The following is a 21050-nucleotide window of genomic DNA, read 5'->3' as shown; positions in this document are numbered from 1 at the left end:
GGCCGCCCGCCCGTTGCTCCGAGGCGGCGGGCGTCAGGCGAAGTCCTCTCTCAGGTACTCCGCCCGGAGGGCGCGCCGGCTGCGGACGCCCAGCTTTCGGTAGATGTTCTGGAGGTGGTTGTCGACCGTGCGTTTGGAGATCGTGACCGTCTCCGCCACCTCGATGTTCGTGAGGCCGGAGCAGACGAGGCCCGCGATCTCGGCCTCGCGTGCGGTGAGGTGCTTGGCGGCGCCGAGCACTGTGAGGCCCGGGGTGCGGGCGTGTTCGCAGTGGCGCTGGAGGGCGAAGGAGAGGTTCTCGGCGGCCGTCGCCGGGCGCTGTTCGCCGCGTTGGCTCCACTGGTTGCACGCCGAGGCGGCTGCCTCGGCGGCGATCAGTGAGGCGCCGGTCTCCTCCAGCGCGCGGGCGCCGTCCGTCAGCCGCTCGGGGTCTCCCGCGGCGAGCGCGGCGACGAATGCGGCGCGTGCGCGTATGAGCCGTCCGTCCGAGATGTCCGCGATGTGCGTCAGCCGGGGCTCGGGGCCCCGCGGGTCCCCGAGGCGGGCGATGTCGGTGAGGATCCTCGCCTCGCTCGCGAGATGACCCGCCGCACGGGCGTCCTCCGCCGCCTCCCACAGCACGCTGCGCGCGGCCTGCTGCTTGCCCTGCGCGGCGAGCAACCACGCCCGGCCCAGCGGCAGTTCGGAGCGGAAGGCGCCCCAGCGCGGCAGGTCCGCGCTCGCCGCGACGGCCTTCGCCGCGGCGGGCACGTCCTGCATCAGCGCGCACGCCTCGGCCTTGCGGGCCAGTGCGACGTGGAGGGTGCCGGGGAAGGAGTTGCGAGAGGCGATGCACGCAGACTGCGCGGCCCAGCGGCGCGCCTCTGCGGGCCGCCCCAGCAGCAGCGCGCACCGTGCGAGCGCCCCGGCGATCAGCGCCTCCGCGCCCGCGACGTCGTCGGCGAGGGCCTCCTGCCAGCCCCGTTCGCCGGTCTTGTAGGCCTCGTCGAGCCTGCCCTCCTCCTCCAGCGCGAACATGACGATGGCCAGGTACTCCACCGGGTGCGGTATCGCCGGGGACTCCTCCAGGCGTACCCGCTCGTCGTACGCCTCGTGTGCGGCCTCCAGGCCCTCCTTCACCCGGCCCGTGGCGACCAGCGCCGTGGCCCGCGAGCCGTTGCCGAGGACGCCGGCGAGGCAGTTGCCCTCGAATCCCCCGAAGTCCTCGAAGCCCCGCATCTCCCCGAAGCCCCGCATCTTCTCGGAGTCCCGGACCTCCTCGAAGTCCCGGATCTCCCCGAAGTCCCGGGAGTCCTCGAAGCCGTCGGGCCCGGTGCGTCCGGTCACGCGCAGCGCCTCCTCGGGCCGTCCGAAGGCCATGAGGATCGCGCCGCGGGACGCGGTCAGCGCCTCCAGGTGCCGCGGTTCGGTGATCTCGCGGGCAGCCTCCGCGTTGACGTCCAGCGCCTTGCGGGCATCGATGCAGCCCCATGCCAGCAGCCGCGACCTGCCCAGCGCGAGGAGCAGCCGGTCGAACTCGCCGTCCGTACGCTCGGCCGCCTCGTCGAAGACCTCCCACGCGCCGGCGAAGTCGCCGAGTTCGTAGAGGGATTCGGCGAGCAGCAGCCGGGAGAGGAAGTCCTCGCCCTCGCGGCACGCTGCGCGTGAAAGCTCGCGTACCGTACGGAAGTTCTGCGTGCGGCGGGCGAACGTCGCGGCACGCAGCAGCATGTCGGGGTCGGCCGAGCCGGTGGCGGCGAGCTGCCAGGAGGCGATCCGGATCTTGTCCGTGAGCCGCTTCGCGCCTTTGGCCCGCATCAGTTGGGCCTCGTCGCCGAGGATGCGCCGCCGCTCGGTGGAGGGGATCGCGGAGCGCAGCACCTTCTCGTGCGCGGGATGGCGCAGGGAGACCGATTCGCGGCGCCCTTCCCGCACCGTGCGTGTGAAGCCCAGGACTTCGAGCTCGTCGAGCGCGCCGTCGCGGAGGGTGGAGGCGTCCACGGGCTGGCACAGCGCGATCCGGTTCAGCGCCCTGCGGGTCTCGGCCGAGACACCGGCCAGGCTGCGCTCGACCATCTCCGTCAGCAGCGGGGTGACGCCGACGTCGGAGATCAGCGTCCACGACTCGCCGTCCTCGAAGACCAGGCTCTCCTCCGCGAGGGACTGGACGACGAACTCGCGGAGATAGCAGGGGTTTCCGCCGCTGATCCGGTGCAGCAGCGAGACGGTGCGCGGCTCGACGGGGCCGCCGAGCACCCGGCGCATCACCGCGCCGGTCTGCGGCTCGCTGAGGGCGGCGAGGTCGGTGCGGCGGACCTGGGCGCCCGACTGAAGGCGGTACGCGGCGAGGCCGAGGCTCTGTAGCGAGCCGACGGTGGCGACGAGGAACACGGCCTTGGCTTCGAGGAGTTGGGCCGTGAGCGACGCGGACGCCTCGTCGAGTCCGTCGAGTTCGTCGACGACGAGGGTGAACCTACGGGGAGCGGAACGGGCTCCTGCATCAGCGCCGGTCTCGGCCCCGGTCCCGGTCGCGGACCCGCTCCGGGCCGCGGTTCCCGCTCCGGACCCGGTTCCCGTCCCCGACCCGAACCGGGTCGCCGTCTCGGCCCCGGCCCCGGCCCCGGCCCTGGCCCGGGTCTCGGTCCCGGTCACGCCCCCGGCTCCGCCCTCAGCCCCGGCCCCCCGCCCGGCCCCCGGCCGGGCCCCCGCATCGGCGCCGCCGCCGACCGACCCGCTCCTAGCCGTCAGCGCATCGCGGGCCTTCCCGAACAGCGCCACCGCGTCCCCGGTGTTCGTGCCCTGCGGCAGCAGATGCGCCAACGAGGCCAGCGGAAAGCCCTGTTCGAAGGCGGCTATCGCGTTGCCCGTCGCGTGGCCTCGGTGTTCCGCGCGCTCGCGGCAGATCTGCGCGAAGCGCGACTTGCCGATGCCCTGCGGTCCGTGGACGACGTACGCGTGCCACTCTTCGTTCGCCAGCGCCTCGTCGAAGTCCGCGATCTCACGCTCGTGTCCGACGAAGGGCCATGCTGTCGGAGCATCCACGCTGTCGCCCCCTCGCAGGAAGTCGGCTCGCAGCAGAGTAGGGACCGCGCCGCCCGGAGCGGGGCCGTACGTACGGGAATTGGCGGATCCCGAGTGTTCGGGTGTGCGGTCCGGATGCGGCCGGGCGCGGTTCGGAGGTGTGACGTACCGGCTTCCCGTACGGACCCGCGGACCCGCCGTACGGGAAGCCGCCGCGCGGGCGCCGACGCGGGAAAAAGCGGTGGGGGAGCGCGGCACGAGCGGCGATACTCGGCCGGGTGTTCTTGACGATAAGCACCGAAGGAAACGCGCGGGATCCGGCGACCGACCTGGGCTTTCTGCTGCACAAGCACCCGGAGAAGGCCCAGCGGTTCGCCACCTCGTACGGCGACGCGCACGTCTTCTACCCCGAGGCGTCGCCCGAGCGCTGCACCGCCGCGCTCCTGCTCGACGTGGACCCGGTGTCGCTGGTCCGCCGCGGGAAGGGCAAGGGCCGCGGCGGCGCGCCCGACTCCGCGCTCGCGCAGTACGTCAACGACCGTCCGTATGCGGCGTCTTCGCTGCTCGCGGTCGCTCTGCGCACGGTCTTCTCCAGCGCGCTGCGCGGCCGTTGCGACGCCAGGCCCGCCCTCGCGGAGCGTGCGCTGCCGCTGCGCATCGACGTGCCCGTGCTGCCCGCGCGCGGCGGCCCCGCCCTGGTGCGGCGGCTGCTGGAGCCGCTGGGGTGGAGCGTCGGGGCCGAAGTGCTGCCGCTCGACGAGGAGTTCCCCGACTGGGGCGGGTCGCGGTACGTGCGCCTGGCCCTCACCGGGGAGGCGCGGCTGTCGGACGCCTTGCGCCATCTGTACGTACTGCTGCCGGTGCTGGACGACGCGAAGCACTACTGGGTGGCGCCGGACGAGGTCGACAAGCTGCTGCGCGCCGGCGAGGGCTGGCTGCCCGGGCACCCCGAGCAGGAGCTGATCACCCGGCGCTATCTGGCCCGGCGCCGGGCGCTGACCCGTGACGCGATGGAGCGGCTGGAGCTGGCGAGGCTCGCCGAGGCGGACGACAGCGAGGCGGAGGAGCTGGACAACGCCGTCGACGAGGAGGCCGACACCGAGGAGCGGCCGGTGCCGCTTGCGGTGCGGCGCCGTGCGGCGGTCGTTCGCGCGCTGGAGGAGACGGGGGCACGGCGCGTGCTCGATCTGGGCTGCGGCCAGGGGCAGTTGGTGGGCGAGCTGCTGAAGGACGGCCGCTGGACCCAGATCGTGGGCGTGGACGTGTCGGTGCGCGCGCTGAACGAGGCGGCCCGGCGGCTGCGCCTGGAGCGGATGCCGGAGCGGCAGGCGGCACGCGTGAAGCTGATGCAGGGCTCGCTCGCCTACAGCGACGCACGGCTGAAGGGGTACGACGCGGCGGTGCTCAGCGAGGTCGTCGAGCACGTGGACCCGCCGCGGCTGCCCGCCCTGGAGCACGCGGTCTTCGCCGTGGCCGCGCCGCGGTCCGTCGTGGTGACCACGCCGAACGCCGAGTACAACGTCCGCTGGGAGTCGCTGCCCGCCGGGAGCGTCCGCCACCCCGACCACCGCTTCGAGTGGGACAGGAAGCAGTTCCGTGCCTGGGCCGAGGAGGTGGCGGGCCGCTACGGATACGGAGTCGAGTACCGGCCGGTCGGCGACGACGACCCCGAGGTGGGCCCGCCGACGCAGATGGCGGTGTTCCGGGCCGTGAGCCCGGAGGCCGTAGGGACCGGTGAGGCCGTAGAGACCGGTGAGCCCGGAGGGACGGGCGGAGCGAAGGAGGAACCGAGATGACCGGCAGCACGCAGCGCACCGGCACCACGCAGCGAACCGGCGGCCCGGAGACCACCGGGGCGGCTCTCGGCGTGCCCGACCTCTGCCTCGTCGTCCTCGTCGGCGTCACCGGCTCGGGCAAGTCCACGTTCGCCCACAGGCACTTCCTGCCCACCCAGGTGCTCTCCTCCGACTTCTGCCGCGGTCTCGTCGCCGACGACGAGAACGACCAGGGCGCCACCCGCGACGCCTTCGACGTCCTGCACCACATCGCCGGCAAGCGGCTCGCCGCCGGCCGCCTCACCGTGGTCGATGCGACCAACGTGCAGCCCGAGGCGCGCAAGTCGCTGGTGAAGCTGGCACGCGAGCACGACGTGCTGCCCGTCGCGATCGTCCTCGACATGCCGGAGAAGCTGTGCGCGGAGCGCAACGCGCAGCGGCCCGGGCGCGCGGACATGGGCCGCCACGTGCTGCCGCGTCAGCGGCGCGAACTGCGCCGCTCCATGGGCTCGTTGCAGCGCGAGGGCTTCCGCAAGGTGCACGTGCTGCGCGGCCCCGAGGAGGCTGAGGCGGCACGGATCGTCATCGAGAAGCGCTACAACGACCTGCGGCATCTGACCGGCCCGTTCGACATCGTCGGCGACGTGCACGGCTGCCGCGCCGAGCTGGAGTCGCTGCTGGAGCGGCTCGGCTACGCACTCGTGCGGGACGACGAGGGCCGGCCCGTGGACGCGCGCCACCCCGAGGGCCGCACTGCCGTCTTCGTCGGCGACCTCGTCGACCGCGGCCCGGACAGCCCCGGTGTGCTGCGGCTGGTGATGGGCATGACGGAGGCGGGGAACGCGCTGTGCGTGCCCGGCAACCACGAGAACAAGTTCGGCCGGCACCTCAAGGGCCGCAAGGTGCGCCTCACCCACGGACTGGCCGAGACGGTCGCCCAGATGGAAGGCGAGAGCGAGGAGTTCACGCGGCGGGTCGGGTCGTTCATCGACTCCCTCGTCAGCCACTACGTGCTCGACGGCGGCGGCCTCGTCGTCTGCCACGCGGGACTGATCGAGAAGTACCACGGCCGCACGTCCGGCCGGGTGCGCTCCTTCGCGCTGTACGGGGACACCACGGGCGAGACCGACGAGTACGGCCTGCCCGTGCGCTATCCGTGGGCCGAGGAGTACCGGGGCCGCGCGGCCGTCGTGTACGGGCACACGCCGGTGCCGTCCGCGTCGTGGGTGAACAACACCCTCTGCCTGGACACCGGTTGCGTCTTCGGCGGAAAGCTGACGGCGCTGCGCTGGCCCGAGCGCGAACTCGTCGACGTCGACGCCGGGCAGGTCTGGTACGAGCCGGTGCGACCGCTGGACGAGCCGGGCGGGCACGGGCACGGGGCGGACCGCGGCCACCGGGAGCGTCCGCTGGAGCTGACCGACGTCGCCGGGCGGCGGATCGTCGAGACCGCGCACCACGGCCGGGTCTCCGTGCGGGAGGAGAACTCGGCGGCGGCGCTGGAGGTGATGAGCCGGTTCGCCGTCGACCCGCGGTGGCTGGTGTATCTGCCGCCGACGATGGCGCCGTGCGCCACCTCGTCCGAGGAGGGCTTCCTGGAGCATCCGCGGGAGGCGTTCGCGGCCTACCGGGCGGACGGCGTGGGGGAGTTGGTGTGCGAGGAGAAGCACATGGGCTCGCGTGCGGTGGCCGTGGTGTGCCGCGACGCGGAGGCCGCCCGGCGGCGCTTCGGCGCGGCGGACGGCACCACCGGCGCCGTGCACACCAGGACGGGGCGGCCGTTCTTCGACGACGCCGGGACGTGCGAGGAGGTCGTACGGAGGCTGCGCGAAGCGGTCGCGGCGGCCGGGCTGTGGGACGAACTGGCCACGGACTGGCTGCTGCTGGACGCGGAGATGCTTCCGTGGTCGCTGAAGGCGTCGGGTCTGCTGCGCAGGCAGTACGCGGCCGTCGGCGCCGCCGCCCGCGCGGTCCTCCCGCCGGCGGTCGGCGCGCTGCGGGACGCCGGAGCGCGCGGCGTGGACGTGGCGGAACTGCTGGAGCGGCAGCGTGAACGGGCTGGCTGCGCCTCGGCGTTCACCGACGCCTACCGCCGCTACTGCTGGCCGGTGGACGGGCTGGACGGCGTGCGGCTGGCACCGTTCCAGCTGCTCGCCGCCGAGGGACGCTCCCTGGCGGCGGTGCCGCACGGCGAGCAACTGGCCTGGCTGGACCGGCTGGTGGAGGCCGACCGCGGCGCGGCGCAGTCCGCGGGCCGCCGGCCGCTGCTGCGGAGCACCGCACGGATCACGGTGGACACCTCCGACCCGGAGAGCGAGGCCGCCGCGGAGAAGTGGTGGCTGGAGACGACCGCGTCGGGCGGCGAGGGCATGGTCGTCAAGCCGCGGGACGCCCTGGTGCTGGGTGCGAAGGGCCTGGTGCAGCCGGGCGTGAAGTGCCGCGGCCAGGAGTACCTGCGGATCGTCTACGGGCCCGAGTACACCCTGCCGGGGCAGCTTTCGCGGCTGCGCTCCCGCTCCCTGGGGCACAAGCGGTCGCTCGCGCTGCGCGAGTACGCGCTGGGTCTGGAGGCGCTGGACCGGCTGGCGGCGGGTGAGCCGCTGTGGAGGGTGCACGAGGCGGTGTTCGCCGTACTGGCGCTGGAGTCGGAGCCGGTCGACCCGCGGCTGTGAGCGCGTTGCGAGCGCGTTGAGAGCGCCCGCGAAGAGCCGTCGCGTCCGGGCCCGAGGCGCGACGCGACGCTCACCGGAGCCCGGGCCGGGGCAGCCGTGCCGGGATGCGGCTGCCCCGACTGCCGGGCTCCGACTGGGCATTGCTCCTCACGCCGGGCCGCCAAACCCCTGCCCGCCGGGACCGGCGGTAACCACCCGGCGCGGCTACGCCACATCACCCGGGCCCGCCCCGCCGGGTGATTGGACGGCGACATCGGAAGCGGTGCCCGGCTAGGTACATATTGCCTATGGCCTTTTCAGCATCCTTGCGCTGAGCTGGAGATCGACCTTTGTCGCCGGCGCGGTCAGGGCGCCGGCGGGCACGCGAAGCAGCCGGCCCGCACGGGGCCGCCGCCCAACCCGTCGGGGAGATTGAACGAACGGATGGAATGCGCGCACCTGTCTGACGCGGAACTGCTCCGGCTCGTACGAGGGGGCGGGGAGCCCTCGGCTGCCGCTCTCCGCGAGCTGGAGCGGCGCCACTTCCAGGCCGTGAGGGTCTACGCGTCGTCCTGCGCCAACACCTCCTCGGCGGCCGACGCGCTGGCCGGGCAGGCCTGGAAGCTGGCGCTGCGTCCGCAGGACGGCGGCGCCTCCGGTGCCGTGCGTCCGCGGGCGCTGTCGGTGGTGCTGCGCACGGCCGCCGCCTGGTCGCGCACGGACCGGCGCGAGGCGCTCGCACCGGAGTTGATCACCTGGATCGGTACGCATGTGCCTGCGCCGCCGGGTCTCACCGCGGGTGCGGACGGCACGTACGGCGACGGCACGTACGGCGGCGGAACGTACGGCACGGCCGGTGCGGACGCCGCCAACGCACACGTCGCGGAGCCGGAGTTCCTGCCCCTCTCCGTGGCCGGGCGGACCTTCGAGGGCGTCGCCGACCACAGCCAGACCGTGCTGTGGCACCAGGCCGTCGAGCACGACGAGCCCGAGCGCATCGAGGACCTGCTCGGCCCGGACGCCGAGGCGATCCCCCTGCTCGCGCGGCGTGCGCGCAGCGAGCTGTACAACATCTACGTACAGCTCCACCAGGCCGGACTGGCCGACGAGTGCCGGCCCTTCCACCGGATGGTCCTCGCCTACGCCGAGGAGAGCGCCATCGACATGGCGGCGGATCTCGCGCCGCACCTCGAAGGCTGCGCGGCCTGCACCCGTGCCGTCGCCGACCTCGGACGGATGCGCGTCGACCTCGGGGCGTTCCTCGCGGAGGCCGTCCTCCCGTGGGGCGGCGTGGAGTACGCCGCGCTGCGGGCCGAGGAGGACGCCCCCGTCGGCTCCGCTCTCGAACTCCTCCCGGCCGGCGCCCACTTGGCGCGCGCTCCCGGCAGGGTGCGCCGCCGCCTGTTCGGGCGCTGGGGCGCCGGAGTACGCCCGGGAGCGGGCCGTCCCGCGGGCCGCGGACTGCGCGCCAACCGGCTCGTGCAGAGCCTCGTCCTCATCGGACTCGCCTCCCTGGCCGTCGCGTTCGCCGTCTCGGGGAACCTCCGCAACGGAGCGCCGCAGAGCGACGATTCCAAGCCGTCGGAGAGCGCGCAGCCGGCGCCGCCGCAGAAGCAGCCCGGCCCCTCCGGTCCGACGGCGACCGAGACAGCCACCTCCACGGTGACGGCGAGCCCCGGCTCCAAGCCGCCCGGCACCGGCAAGAAGCCGCCGCCGGCCTCGAAGCCCCCGGTGGACGGCGCCATCCTGGAATGGCTCTTCGGCGGGGCGCGCGCCGGAGTCGTGGCCGACACGTCGAAGCACGGCCGCAGCGGAACCCTCAGGGGCTCGCCCCCGGCGACGGTGTCCGGGGGAGCGGTGGACCTCGACGGTGGTCAGGCCGTCGTCTCGGACGGGCCGGTGATCGACACCGAGAGCAGCTTCTCCGTCTCGGCACGCGTGAGGCTGGACGACACGGAGGACGACCAGGCGGTGGTGACGCAGGACGCCGACGAGTCCAGCGGCTTCCTGCTCCAGTACGACGCGGACGAGGACCGCTGGGAGATGCGGATCCCGTTCGAGGACGAGGAGGACGCCGAGGACGCCGACGCCGACGAGGCGGCGGCCGACTTCGGGCCCGAAGAGGGCGAGTGGACGCAGCTGACGGGCGTCTACGACGACCCCGACGACGAGATCCGCCTCTATGTCGACGGCAGGTTGCAGGACACCACCGAGCACGCGGACGACTTCGCCGCAGAGGGCGTCTTCGCCGTGGGCCGCGGGCTGTCGTTCGGCGAGGGCTTCCGCGGCGTGGAGGGCACCGTCGACGACGTACGGGTCTTCGCCAAGCCGCTCACCACGAGCCAGGCGGCGGCACTCGCGCGATAGCGCCGCACGCCGCCCGCCCGGCACCCGCCCCCGCTCGGCTCCCTCCGTGCTCGGATTCGTTGCCGCTCGGTTCGTTGCCGCTCGGCTCCGTCCCCGCTCGGCTCCGTCCCAGCTCGGAGCGGCTTCCCCCGGCGGTGGGTCCGGCCGCGGAACTCCCGTACGGGGTCTGATAGTTGCTTGAGGCTCCCATCTACTAGTGTGCGCCCGGGTGCCGCCCGCACGGGTCACCGGGCCGCCGCACGGCCAGGGCGTGAGCGGCGCCTCGCAGCACGGACCAGCACAACCGCGAACACGGAGGTGTCCGTTGAGCACGGACCAGCAGTGGGACATCGTCACCGGCGTCGGGCTGACCGCCCTGGCGGTGGCCGCCGGCAGAGCGGCCGAGTCCACACGCACGGATGCGCTGATACGCGATCCCTACGCCTCCCGGCTGGTCGCCGCGGCGCAGGCGCCGGTGCCGTTCCCCTTCGCCGACGGTACGGAGAACGGCGGCGCGGACGGTGCCGGAGGCGGCGGCGAGGCGAACGGCGGGGCGAACGGCGAGGCGAACGGCGACGGGCACCCGCTCTCCTTCCCCGGCATGGGGGCCGGCGAGCAGGAGATCTGGACCGCGACCTCGGAGTACGTGGGCCTTCGCTCGCGCGTCTTCGACGACTACTTCCTGAGCGCGTCCGAGGACGGCATCCGGCAGGTGGTGATCCTCGCCTCGGGTCTCGACACCCGTGCCTACCGGCTCGGATGGCCCTCCGGCACCGTCTGCTTCGAGCTGGACCAGCCCGCGGTGCTGGAGTTCAAGTCGAAGACGCTTCAGGAGGAGGACGCCACCGCGGGCTGCGAACACCGCCTCGTACCCATCGATCTGCGCCACGACTGGGGAGCCGCGCTGGAGGCGGCGGGCTTCGACGCCTCCCGCCCGACGGCGTGGCTGGCCGAGGGCCTGCTGCCGTACCTTCCGCCCGAGGCCGAGACGCGGCTCTTCGAGGAGGTCAGCCGGCTCTCGGCGCCCGGCAGCCGGTTCGCCGTCGAGCGGATCGACGACCTCACGAACCTGCTCGACGATCCGGTGCTGCGGGAGCGCTCCAAGGACCTCGGCATGGACATCGGCGCCCTGTTCCCCGGCGGTGAGCGGGTGCCCGCGCAGGACCAACTGGCCGGTCTCGGCTGGCGGTTGGAGCACCGCTCGATCGAGGAGTCGGCGGCCGACCTGGGGCGCCGCCCCGATCCGAGCATGCCGATGTTCACCGACCACGTCACCCACACCTTCGGGCGGTTGGGCTGACGCGCGCCCGGCGGCCGGCGACGTAGCGCCGGCGGCACCCGCCCGCCGGCCCACCGGCCGTCACCGGGCGGGTGCCTCACCGGGCGCGAAGTCCCGGCCGTACACGGCGAGTCGGGGAGTCGGGCCGCGGGCCTCCCGGATCAGAGCCGGTAGCCGCCGCCCGCGGGAGGCAGTCCCAGCGGTGGCCGCACCGCCTGCGGCGACCCGGCGGCCGGCCAGACCGTGGTGGGCGCGGACGGTCCCGCCGTCACCGCGAGCGGGCCGTTGCCGCCGGAGGGAGTGGCACGTCCGGGGGCGAGCAGCGCATAGAGGACCGTGTCCCGCCAGCTGCCGTCCGGGCGCCGCTGGTGCCGCCGCATCACGCCCTCGCGCACGGCCCCGATCTGGAGCATCGTCTCGTGGCTCGCGCGGTCGAGGTCGTCGAGCTGCCACTGCACCCGGGAGAAGCCCAGGTCGTTGAAGGCGTGCTGCACCAGCAGCAGATGCATCTCGACGGTGGCGTACGTGCCGGACAGCGAGTTCCCCAGCCAGTGCCAGCCGATGTCGACCCGCTGGTCGATGACGTCGATGTTGAGGTACGCGATCCAGCCCACGGGCCGCCGGATGCCGGGATGCAGCGCTGCGAAGAGGAAGGCCCCGCCGGCGGCCTGCTGGGCGAGCCGCTGCTCGACGATGAGACGCATCTCGGCCGGTGAGCGCGGAGCGTGCACCGGAAGCCAGCCCCATTCCGTCTCAAGGCCGCCCTGAGCCGCGAAGAGGTCGGGGACGTGATCGATCCTGAGGGGCTCCAGCACGACGTACCGGCCTGTCAAGGCCACGGGAGCGGGGGGCCGCGCGGTCATGAGCGCACGCTAGCGGGCCGATGACGGCATGTGTGAGAGATGTGCAGCAAACCATCAGGACTCTTTCACAGGCGCGGGCCGACGGACCTGACCAGAACCGGACGGACCGGACGGGCGCCCTCCGCTCCTCAGTCGGCGGCCGACTCCAGCTCCCGCCAGAAGCGCGTCCACGGGCCCCTCGGAAAGCGTTCCTCCACGATCTTCCTGTTGACCTCCAGCCGTCCCCGCAGCCAGTCGTCGCCCCGGCGGAAGGCCGCCAGCGTCCGTATGAACTCGGCGGCGCCCGTACGGGCCGCCTCCGGCGGGACGCCCGTCCGCACCCGGCTGAACTCGGGCCCGTACACCGGCTCGAAGACGTCGTAGTCCGTCGTCAGGCACGGCAGACCGGCCATCGCCGCGAGTCCCGGCCCGAGCCCCACCGTCTCCACGTCGGTGACGCCCGGGGTGAAGACGACGCCGCCCGACGAGGCGGCGGCCACCCGCAGCAGGTCCACCTCGTCCAGGTGCCAGCCGCCTTCGTCGTCGCGGAAGCTGGTGAGCGGGACGCCGTCGAGGAAGCGGATGTCGTCCTCGACGCCCGCCCGGGCGGCGAGGGCGGTCACCTCGCCCGCGTACTCGGGGTCCTCGTCGAGTCCGCCGAACACCAGCAGATACGGCACGGGCTCGCCTGCGGCGCCTGCGGCGTCCTTCATCTCCGCGAGCAGCCGCACGGCCACGTCCACGCCCTTGATCCTGAAGACCCGCACCGGGTCGAGCAGCACGGGCCGTTCCGCGTCCAGGCCGTGCTGTGCCGCGAACTCCCGGTGGCGTGCCTCCAGCCGGCCTTCGGGTACGGAGGGCAGCAGGTTGGAGACGACCTCCGGTACGGCGTCGGTCGGATAGCCGGCGGCCTCCTCGGCGAGCCCGTCGGAGATGACGATCCACCGCGTGTGCGCGTCGTCTCGGGGGAGCGGCGTCAGGTCGTAGGGCCGTTCCGGATAGACGCGTGCGCCCGTCTCCTCGTCGTGGATGGCGCAGCTGCCGAACAGGTCGTGGTCCCAGAAGACCATTCCCCCGCGGCGCCCGCCCGCGAAGTGGTCCCGCACGGCGGCGTGCAGTCCGGCCGTGGCCGGCACGGCGTCGGAGAGGGTCATGTTGAGCCCGAAGATCCAGTCCGGTTTGTGTTCGGCCAGCCATTCGGCGAAGTACGCGCGGTAGGCGTCGGACAGCCTGTCGATGCGGGACGACAGCTCGCGCCGTGCCGCGTCGTCCAGCGAGCCGTGGGCCGCGACCTGGTCCCTGATGGACAGCAGCTCCTCGGCGCGTTCGGCGTCGGTCATCCCGTCCCGCACGCGCCGCCGCGTTGTGCGCATCCACCCCGAGTCGGCCGGGCGGCGGCCTCCGGCCGGAAAGTACTCGGCCTTGTCCGGGCGCCACGCGTAGCCGAGGTCGGTGGCGACCGGCAGGTCGACGAGGCCGAGGTCGCGGCCGACGTCGAGCACGTTGCGGAACACGGTCAGCAGTCCGGACGTGGGCAGTCCGTCACCGGATACGAGTGCGATGCGCACGCTGTTCCTCCTCGGGGGATCTGTGAACGCCTTTGCGGGGGCGGGTACTTCGGCATGCGGCGGCCGGAGTGCGACCGGGCCGCGGGACGGGCCGGGGCAGGGCGGGCGGCCGCGGGGTACGGATCAGCGGAATCCGGCGGACGGGCCGCCTCGCCGGTGCCGGGCCGCGCTCAGCCGCGCAGTACGCGCGAGCGCGGGTGCCCTCGCTGCCCGGCCGACTTGCGCAGGTCCCGCGTCACCGTCAGCTTTCTCAGCCATCTGTCGGTGCCGTCGAGCCGTGCACGGAACGGCTTACGGCCGTGCACACAGCGCTGGTTGTCGATGACGAGCACGTCCCCCGGTTCGAGCGCCACGTCCACGAGCCCGGCCTGAAGCTGTTCGCAGAGCCTCCCCAGCGCCGCCGCGGCCTCCGGGTCGCCGGGCAGGGCCTCCATGTACGGGGGGTCGACGCGTACGCCCGGATCGTCGCGGTCGCCGAAGAGCACCGCCACGGGCCGTTCGTACGAGGCGATCTCCGCTTCGGTCATGTGCCGCCGGTGCTCCGTGTCGGGCCTGATCACGAACCGCCGCTGGAAGAGCACGTCACGGTCCTCGCCGCTCAGCCGCAGCGCACGGGACGCGCCCACCGTCGTCGGCACCCGGTCGTGATTGCGCAGGGAAAGCAGCAGGATGTAGTCGCAGCGGTATTCGTGGAACGCGTCCTCGGTGTGGAATTCCAGCACCGATGTGCTGCCGTGGCCAGTCTGATGGAGTTCGTTCCCTTTTATGGGATGGATGTCGTTGTAGAGGCGGCCGTCCTGGAGGGTCGACCAGCAGAAGGGGTCGCCGAGAAGCGACGCGAGAAGCCCGAGCCAGAAGTCCTGTGCGGCGGTACGGCCCGGTTCGCGGTGCCTCCAGTGCGAGGGGGTCGGGCCGATGGCCGAGTCGTCCACGGGGAATCCGCGTACGAGCGCCGCGGGAGGAACGTCGTCATAGCGCAACTCCCGTAAGCCCTCGGTCAAATGGGCCGGAAGCGACAGGGACTCCGCCTGGGCGGACCGGAGGAAGTCCTCGTCCTCGGGGCTCGTGTGCCGGTCTCTCAGCTCCTCGACGAGTTCCTGCGCGGAGGCAGCCTGTGCCTCGTCCAAGTCCATGATCGCCAATGCGTCTCGCAACAAAGGCATTCCTTGCGTGGGGGGCTCACTCGAACTTCAGGCGGATACGGGAACGCCGCCCCGAGGACTACCCCGGTAAGCCGCCGCCATTCCCGCGACGCGGAAGGGCGCCGCGGGAAATGCGTGCACCCGGACGAGCCCGCGCACCGTCCCGTCCCTGGTGAAGGCCGTTCACAGAGAACTCACAAGGTCCACCGCCAACATGCCCGGCACGCAAGGGACTTGAGGATCCGAGAGGAGGGCCGATGCCCACCGGCAAGCGTCTTCACCACCAGGGCCGAGGGCTCGGGCGACCGGGCCGCACTGCCGTCGCCGGACTGTGCCTCGCCGTCACCGCGGCGCTGCTGACGTCGTGTTCGGCAGCGCTCGGCACGGACGCGGAGGACTCCGCGAAGGCGTCGTCCGCCGGAAGCAGTGAGGCGGACGGCGGCAAGCCCAACATCGTTCACGTGCAGACCGACGATTTGTCGTGGAATCTCGTGCGGTACATGCCGCACGTACAGCAGATGCAGAAGAAAGGGGTGACGTTCTCGAACTTCTTCGTCACCGACTCGCTTTGCTGCCCGTCCCGTTCGACAGGTCTCACGGGGCAGTATCCGCACAACACCGGCGTATTCACCAACAACGGGAACGACGGCGGCTACGGCGCCTTCAACAAGAAGGGCAACGAGAAGAAGTGCTTCGCGCCCGCCCTCCAGGACGCCGGCTACCGGACCGGATTCATGGGCAAGTACCTCAACGGCTACCAGCCGGCCGACGAGAACGGCACGTCGAAGCCGTACGTTCCGCCGGGCTGGGACGAATGGGACGTCGCCGGGAACGGCTACCCGGAGTTCGACTACGACCTCAACGAGAACGGGCGCGTAAAGCACTACGGACACGAGCCGCAGGACTATCTGACGGACGTGATGGCGAAGAAGGCGTCGTCGTTCGTGGACTCCTCGGCGAAGGCGAAGAAGCCGTTCATGCTCCAGCTCACGCCCTTCGCCCCGCATTCGCCGTCGACTCCGGCGCCCAGGGACAGGGATGAGTACCCGTCGCTGAAGGCGCCCCGCACCGAGGCGTACGACAAGGCGCCGAAGCCGGCTCCCGACTGGCAGAAGGACGTCAAGCCGCTGACCGCGAAGGAGAAGAAGCAGATCGACCGCAAGTTCGCCAAGCGGGTGCGCTCCGTGCAGGCGGTCGACAAGATGATCGGCGACCTTCAGGACCAGCTGAAGGAGAAGGGGCTGGCCGACGACACCTACTTCGTCTTCGGCTCCGACAACGGCTTCCACATGGGCGAGCACCGGCTGCGGCCGGGCAAGCAGACCGCCTACGACACGGACGTCAACGTGCCGCTGATGGTCACGGGCCCGGCGGTGCCCTCCGGCGAGCGGGTCTCGGAGCTCACGGAGAACACCGACCTCAATCCCACGTTCCTAGACCTGGCCGGGGTGAAGCCGCCCCCGTCCGTCGACGGAAGCAGCCTCGCGGAGCTGCTGCGCGGCAAGCCGGGAGAGGACTGGCGCGAGTCCGTACTGGTGGAGCACCACAACGCCAAGTCCAAGAAGGGCGATCCGGACGCGGCGCCCCGCAAGAACCACGGCGATCCGCCGAGTTACGAGGCTCTGCGGACCTCGGACTCGCTGTACGTCGAATACGCGGGCGGCGACCGCGAGTTCTACTCGATGAAGTCCGATCCCGAGCAGCTGCGGAACCGGATCTCGTCGCTCCCCGACGACCGGCGCGACGAACTGCACGACACTCTGCACGACTTGAAGAGCTGTGACGGCTCGGACAGCTGCCGCAAGGCGTCCCGCGTCGGCGAGTGAGATATCGCGGCCGCCCGCGCCCCGTCTGCCCGGATGCGGCGGGCTGGGCGCGGGCGCGGGCGAGGCTCATCGCGGGCGGCGGAGGCGTGCGTTGCGGGGGCAGTGGCTCGGGTCAGCCGCCGTCCCCGGCGCTCGCGGTGCTTCCGCCGCTTCCGGTGTTCCCGGGGTTCCCGCCGTCCCGGCCGCTGTTGCTGTCGTCGCCGTCGCCCTCGCCGTCGGCGTGCTCCTCGCCGGGCGCGGGGTCGATCTCGGGTCGCTGTTCGCCGGACCGGGCGACGCGCTCGGCGAGCCGCCGGGCGAGCGCCCGCCGGGTGGCGGCGCAGCCGGGGTCTGCGACCCGGTTCGCCGACTCCTCCGGATCGGCGTCCAGATCGTAGAGGTAGGTCTCCACATAGCGGTCGGCCGACGGCACCCGCCAGGCGTCGGCGCCCGGTGCCACCACGCCGTACTTCCAGCGGTGCGTGCGGATCGCCCGCCCGACCTCGGACTCGCTGATCTGGATCAGCACCTCGTCCGGCCAGCCGGTGTCCTCGCCGCGCAGCAGCGGCAGCAGCGTGCGGCCCTGCATCCCGGCGGGTACGGCAACTCCGGCCGCGTCGAGGAGCGTTGGAGGCAGGTCGACATGGCTGACCACCTGCTCCAGCCGCACCCCCTGCGGCAGGCCCGGCCCGCACAGCACGGTCGGCACCCGTACCGACGCGTCGTGCAGGCTGCGCTTGTACTCGTCGTTGCGGGTCTTGAAGTGGCAGCCGTGGTCGGAGGTGAAGAGCACGACGGTGTCCTCCAGCGTCCCCTGCTCGGCGAGGGCGTCGAGCACCGTGCCGAGCACCTCGTCGAGACGGCGCACCATGCCGTAGTAACCGGCAAGGTGCTCACGGGAGTTGCCGCCGCCCAGCGCACGCAGATCGGCGGGTGTCCAGGGGTCCGCGTAGCGTTCGCGGTAGCCGTCGGGGGCGGGGTAGTCGTCGCGGGAGTTCTGGTGGTGGGGTTCCAGGAACGACAGGAACAGGAAGAACGGCCCGTCCCGCCGCTCGCGTACGAACTCGGCGGCGGCGGTGCCCAGCGCGTCGGCGCGGTAGCCGTCGAAGTGCCGGGGCCGTCCTTCGCCGTCGTAGAGCGTGGTCGTGTAGGCGTCCGAGGTGAACTCCAGCAGGTTCGCGGCCAGCCAGTGGTCGTAGCCGCCGCGGTAGCGCTCCGGCACGGGCCCCGTGTACTCGTCGGGTGCCAGATGCCACTTGCCGATGTATCCGGTCTCGTAGCCCGCGGCGCGGAAGTGGTGGGCGAGGGTGGGGATGTCGGGTGCGAGGGCGATGCCGTTGCGGAAGACGCCGGTGGTGGTGGGGTAGAGGCCCGTCTGCATGCTCGCCCTGGACGGAGCGCACACGGGCTGACAGGTGTAGGAGTGGTCGACGCTCACGCCGCGCTCCGCCAGGCCGTCGAGGAGCGGGGTCAGGCCGAGCGGATTGCCGTGCAGACCCGTCGTGTCCCAGCGCTGCTGATCGGTGAAGAAGACCAGCACGTTCGGCTTCGTGCGGGGGCCGTCGCCGTTCACGCGGTACCAGCGGCCTTCCGGCCGGAGTGCGGGGAGACGGGCGGGCGTCGTGCTTCGGCTTCGGCGACGTCCTCCCCGCGGGTCTCGGTGAGCAGCACCGTCGAGACGAGCGAGGCGAGCGCCACGACGATCAGCAGCACCGCCGCCGGCCAGCTCGAACCGGACACCACGATCAGCGATGTCGCGACCGCGGGCACGAAGCCGGCCACGAGCGCCGACGCCTGGGTGGCCATGCCCAGTGCCGAGTAGCGCACCCGTGGCCCGAACAGCTCCGTGAAGTAGGTGGCCTGGATGCTGGACATGCCGACGGCGCCGCCGAGCGCGGCGAGGCACATCGCGCTCCAGGCCAGCGGGGTGGAGCGGCTGTCGACGAGCCAGAAGTACGGGAACGCCGAGACCGCGACGAAGACCGCCCCCGCCAGATACAGGGGCCGGCGGCCGATCCGGTCCGAGAGCGCGCCCGCCACGGGCATCAGCGCCAGACCGAGCACGTTGTAGAGGACCACGCCGAACAGCACGGCGTTCCTGCCGTAGCCCACGGTCGCGGTGGCGTAGGCGATGACGAACGGCTGGTAGATCTGCGAGCTGCACGCCTCTCCGATGCGGGCGCCGAACGCGAGCGCGACCGTGCGCGGATACTTCCGCAGGGCCGCGATCAGTGGCATCCGCTCGCGGGTGCCGGAGTTCTTGATCCTCTGGAAGTCCGGGGTCTCGCGGATGGTGCGCCGTACGAGCACCCCGGCGGCCATCAGCACCGCGCTCAGCAGGAACGGCACGCGCCAGCCCCAGGCGAGGAACTGATCCTCCGGAAGCGTGGCGAACAGGCTGGTGGTGCCCACCGCGATCAGATAGCCGATCGGTGCCCCGGTCTGCGGCAGGCTCCCCCAGAAGCCCCGCCGGTGGCGGGGCGCGTGCTCCACCGTCAGCAGGGAAGCGCCCGCCCATTCGCCGCCGAGCCCGAGGCCCTGTCCCAGCCGCAGCACGACGAGGAGGACCGGGGCCCAGATGCCGATGTGGCGGTAGTCGGGCAGCAGCCCGATCAGGAACGTGGCGCCGCCGATGATGAGCATGGTCGCGACGAGCGACTTCTTCCGTCCCACGCGGTCCCCGAGGTGCCCGAAGAGAAGGGCGCCGAGCGGCCGCAGGACGAAACCGGCGCCGAACGTGGCGAGGGCGGCCATGGTTCCCACGGCCGGGTCGGCCTCGGGGAAGAAGATCTTGTTGAAGACCAGGGCGGCGGATATGCCGTAGAGGTTGAAGTCGTACCACTCCAGGGCGGCCCCGGACAGGCTGGCCGCCAGGACCTGGCGCATCGACTGCGGCCGGGGCCCTTCATCGGACGACCCTTCATCGGACGACCGGGCATCGGACGACCGGGCATCGGACGACCGGGCATCGGACCCGGACTGGGACCCGGACTGGGGGACATGATCCGGCGGCGGTGCGGCTGTCACGTCATCACCTTCCGACTGGTGACTGGAGGGGCCCGTCGGTGTCCGCCGGTGCCGGGGCGCGCGGCGGAGCGCGGTGGTCCGGCTCGGGGCTTCGCGGCTGCGGGGGCCGGACGGCGGCGGGCGGTGCGGGGGAGCAGTGCTCGGGGTGGCGAGCAGTGCCTTTAATAAGACTCGTTTATTTATTGCTGGCGTTACGCTGGCATGCCATGCCGAGCACGTCAAGAGATGTCGCGGACACCGCCTATGTCCGCCGGCTCAACGCCCAGCGCGTACTGACCGCGCTTCGCGCCGGCAGCGCGATGTCCGCCAGCGAACTCATCTCGGCCACGGGCATGTCCCGGCCCACCGTGCACGCCGCCGCCCGGCATCTGATCGACCTCGGCTGGGTCGCCGAGGCGGCCGCCGACCACGGGACGAGCGCCCCGCGCAGGGGACGCCCCTCACGGGTCTTCGCCTTCCGTGCCGACGCGGGGCACGTTCTCGGCATCGACGTCGGAGCCCACACCGCACGCGCGGTCCTCGCCGATCTGCGGGGCGAATCCGTGGCCGAGCGGCAGATCACGTTCGACGACCCGGACGTCGAGGCGCGGCGGCGGATCGCCCTCGTCCGTGACCTGGCCGCCGGCACCGTGCATGACGCGGGCTTCGGGCCCGGCCATGTGCTGTCGGTGTGCGTGGGCACCAGCGGCACCATCAGCGAAGCCGGTGTCGTGCGCGTCCGCACCGGCATCCCCGGCTTCCTCGACGTCGATCTGCGCACCGCCATGGCCGAGGGCTTCGGCTGGCACGTCACCGTCGAGAACGACTGCAACCTCGCCGCCGTTGCCGAGCGCTGGCGCGGCACGGCCGCCGGGACCGAGGACTTCCTCTGCCTCCTGGCGGGAGAGCGGCTGGGCGTGGGCGTCTTCACCGGGGGGACTCTCCTGCGCGGCCACCACAACAAGGCCCGCGACCTGTCCTTCCTCAAGCTCATGCCGGGCGCGACGCTCGACGGGATCGGCCTCCTCGCGCGCCGCCGCGGAGCGGAACTGGTGGCCGGGCCGGCCCGGCGGCGCACCGCCCGGACTCCCCGCGCGGCCGCGGCGGTTCTCCACGACCTCGTGGACGGGGACCCGGAGCGCGTCGACGCCGAGGCCGTCTTCAGGGCCGTACGGGAGGGCGACAAGGCGGCGGCCGGGATCCTCGACCAGGCCCTGGACTCCACGGCCAGGGCCGTGGCGACGCTGTCCATGATCCTGGCGCCCGAACTCGTCGTCGTCAGCGGCGCGGTGGCCGCCGCGGGCGACGTGCTGCTCGAACCCCTGCGCCGGGCCGTCGGGCGCATCGTCGACGACGTTCCCCGGCTCGCGGCCTCCCCGCTGACGCACAGAGCCGTCGTCACGGGCGCACTCCACCACGCGCTCCAGCACACCGAGGGGCGCTATCTCGACGCGCTCGCCGAGGCTCCCTCCGGTGTGCGGCCGTGACGTCAACGCGAGCCGGCGTGGGCCGTTTTGTACGGATTTCACGCTTCCCTCATCAGCGCGTGCAAACGATCCCCTAACGGACCGTGCTGCTCCGCAGTGCGATCCGGGCCAGAGTCGCGCCGCCCGCTCTACGCGGGTCAACGCCGCCT

12 protein-coding genes are annotated in these 21050 nt (G+C 72.6%); 6 read left to right on the top strand and 6 right to left on the bottom strand.

What is annotated here, in order from left to right; all coding sequences use genetic code 11:
* Positions 1–33: 33 nt before the first annotated feature.
* Positions 34–3021 carry a helix-turn-helix transcriptional regulator gene (locus HCC61_RS31425; protein WP_169133947.1) on the bottom strand — a complete coding sequence of 996 codons (2988 nt, stop codon included), beginning with the start codon at positions 3019–3021 and terminating at the stop codon, positions 34–36.
* 257 nt (positions 3022–3278) lie between these two features.
* Between HCC61_RS31425 and HCC61_RS04370 the strand changes: the two genes are divergently transcribed.
* The 4 genes from HCC61_RS04370 (at position 3279) to HCC61_RS04355 (ending at position 11072) form a co-directional block, all read left to right on the top strand.
* A complete protein-coding gene (locus tag HCC61_RS04370) occupies positions 3279–4796 on the top strand; it encodes a 3' terminal RNA ribose 2'-O-methyltransferase Hen1 (protein ID WP_169133946.1) in 1518 nt (505 codons plus the stop codon).
* A complete protein-coding gene (locus HCC61_RS04365; protein WP_169133945.1) occupies positions 4793–7447 on the top strand; it encodes a polynucleotide kinase-phosphatase in 2655 nt (884 codons plus the stop codon). The genes HCC61_RS04370 and HCC61_RS04365 overlap by 4 nt, the downstream gene beginning before the upstream one ends.
* Before the next feature lie 423 nt (positions 7448–7870).
* On the top strand, positions 7871–9793 hold the full coding sequence (locus tag HCC61_RS04360) for a LamG domain-containing protein (protein ID WP_169133944.1): 1923 nt from the start codon (positions 7871–7873) through the stop codon (positions 9791–9793).
* Between the two features lie 304 nt (positions 9794–10097).
* On the top strand, positions 10098–11072 hold the full coding sequence (locus tag HCC61_RS04355) for an SAM-dependent methyltransferase (RefSeq protein WP_169133943.1): 975 nt from the start codon (positions 10098–10100) through the stop codon (positions 11070–11072).
* Between the two features lie 140 nt (positions 11073–11212).
* On the opposite strand, the gene HCC61_RS04350 is transcribed toward HCC61_RS04355, so the two are convergent.
* The 3 genes from HCC61_RS04350 to gntD all read right to left on the bottom strand — a co-directional run bounded on the left by HCC61_RS04350 (position 11213) and on the right by gntD (position 14615).
* Entirely contained in the window at positions 11213–11914 is a 702-nt protein-coding gene (locus HCC61_RS04350; protein WP_169133942.1) for a GNAT family protein, read from the bottom strand.
* Between the two features lie 128 nt (positions 11915–12042).
* Complete coding sequence (locus HCC61_RS04345) at positions 12043–13461, bottom strand: hypothetical protein (protein ID WP_169133941.1); 1419 nt, start codon at positions 13459–13461, stop codon at positions 12043–12045.
* Between the two features lie 170 nt (positions 13462–13631).
* Positions 13632–14615, bottom strand: a complete 984-nt coding sequence (gntD, locus tag HCC61_RS04340; RefSeq protein ID WP_240968485.1) for a guanitoxin biosynthesis L-enduracididine beta-hydroxylase GntD — start codon at positions 14613–14615, stop codon at positions 13632–13634.
* Between the two features lie 245 nt (positions 14616–14860).
* On the opposite strand from gntD, the gene HCC61_RS04335 reads away from it, so the two are divergent.
* Entirely contained in the window at positions 14861–16429 is a 1569-nt protein-coding gene (locus tag HCC61_RS04335) for a sulfatase (RefSeq protein ID WP_169133940.1), read from the top strand.
* A 112-nt stretch (positions 16430–16541) separates the two neighbouring features.
* On the opposite strand, the gene HCC61_RS04330 is transcribed toward HCC61_RS04335, so the two are convergent.
* Both HCC61_RS04330 and HCC61_RS04325 read right to left on the bottom strand, forming a co-directional pair.
* Positions 16542–17981, bottom strand: coding sequence for a sulfatase-like hydrolase/transferase (locus tag HCC61_RS04330; protein WP_169133939.1), 1440 nt, complete (start codon positions 17979–17981; stop codon positions 16542–16544).
* On the bottom strand, positions 17978–19294 hold the full coding sequence (locus HCC61_RS04325; RefSeq protein ID WP_169133938.1) for an MFS transporter: 1317 nt from the start codon (positions 19292–19294) through the stop codon (positions 17978–17980). The genes HCC61_RS04330 and HCC61_RS04325 overlap by 4 nt, the downstream gene beginning before the upstream one ends.
* A gap of 347 nt (positions 19295–19641) precedes the next feature.
* Here HCC61_RS04325 and HCC61_RS04320 point away from each other — a divergent pair, with 347 nt between their 5' ends.
* Positions 19642–20901 (top strand): ROK family transcriptional regulator, encoded by a 1260-nt coding sequence (locus tag HCC61_RS04320; protein ID WP_169133937.1) that lies wholly within the window; start codon positions 19642–19644, stop codon positions 20899–20901.
* Positions 20902–21050: the final 149 nt, after the last annotated feature.

The sequence above is a fragment of the Streptomyces sp. HNM0575 genome, from assembly GCF_012726265.1.
Lineage (GTDB): Bacteria > Actinomycetota > Actinomycetes > Streptomycetales > Streptomycetaceae > Streptomyces.
The sequence above is the reverse complement of the archived record's forward strand: the minus strand, read 5'-3'. Positions and strand labels throughout refer to the sequence as shown.

Bases quoted from the DNA above. Each gene is read 5' to 3' on its own strand.
- HCC61_RS04335 (WP_169133940.1), top strand. From the start codon at position 14,861: ATGCCCACCGGCAAGCGTCTTCACCACCAGGGCCGAGGGCTCGGGCGA.
- HCC61_RS04320 (WP_169133937.1), top strand. From the start codon at position 19,642: ATGCCGAGCACGTCAAGAGATGTCGCGGACACCGCCTATGTCCGCCGG.
- HCC61_RS04360 (WP_169133944.1), top strand. From the start codon at position 7,871: ATGGAATGCGCGCACCTGTCTGACGCGGAACTGCTCCGGCTCGTACGA.
- HCC61_RS04350 (WP_169133942.1), bottom strand. From the start codon at position 11,914: ATGACCGCGCGGCCCCCCGCTCCCGTGGCCTTGACAGGCCGGTACGTC.
- HCC61_RS04365 (WP_169133945.1), top strand. From the start codon at position 4,793: ATGACCGGCAGCACGCAGCGCACCGGCACCACGCAGCGAACCGGCGGC.
- HCC61_RS04325 (WP_169133938.1), bottom strand. From the start codon at position 19,294: ATGCGCCAGGTCCTGGCGGCCAGCCTGTCCGGGGCCGCCCTGGAGTGG.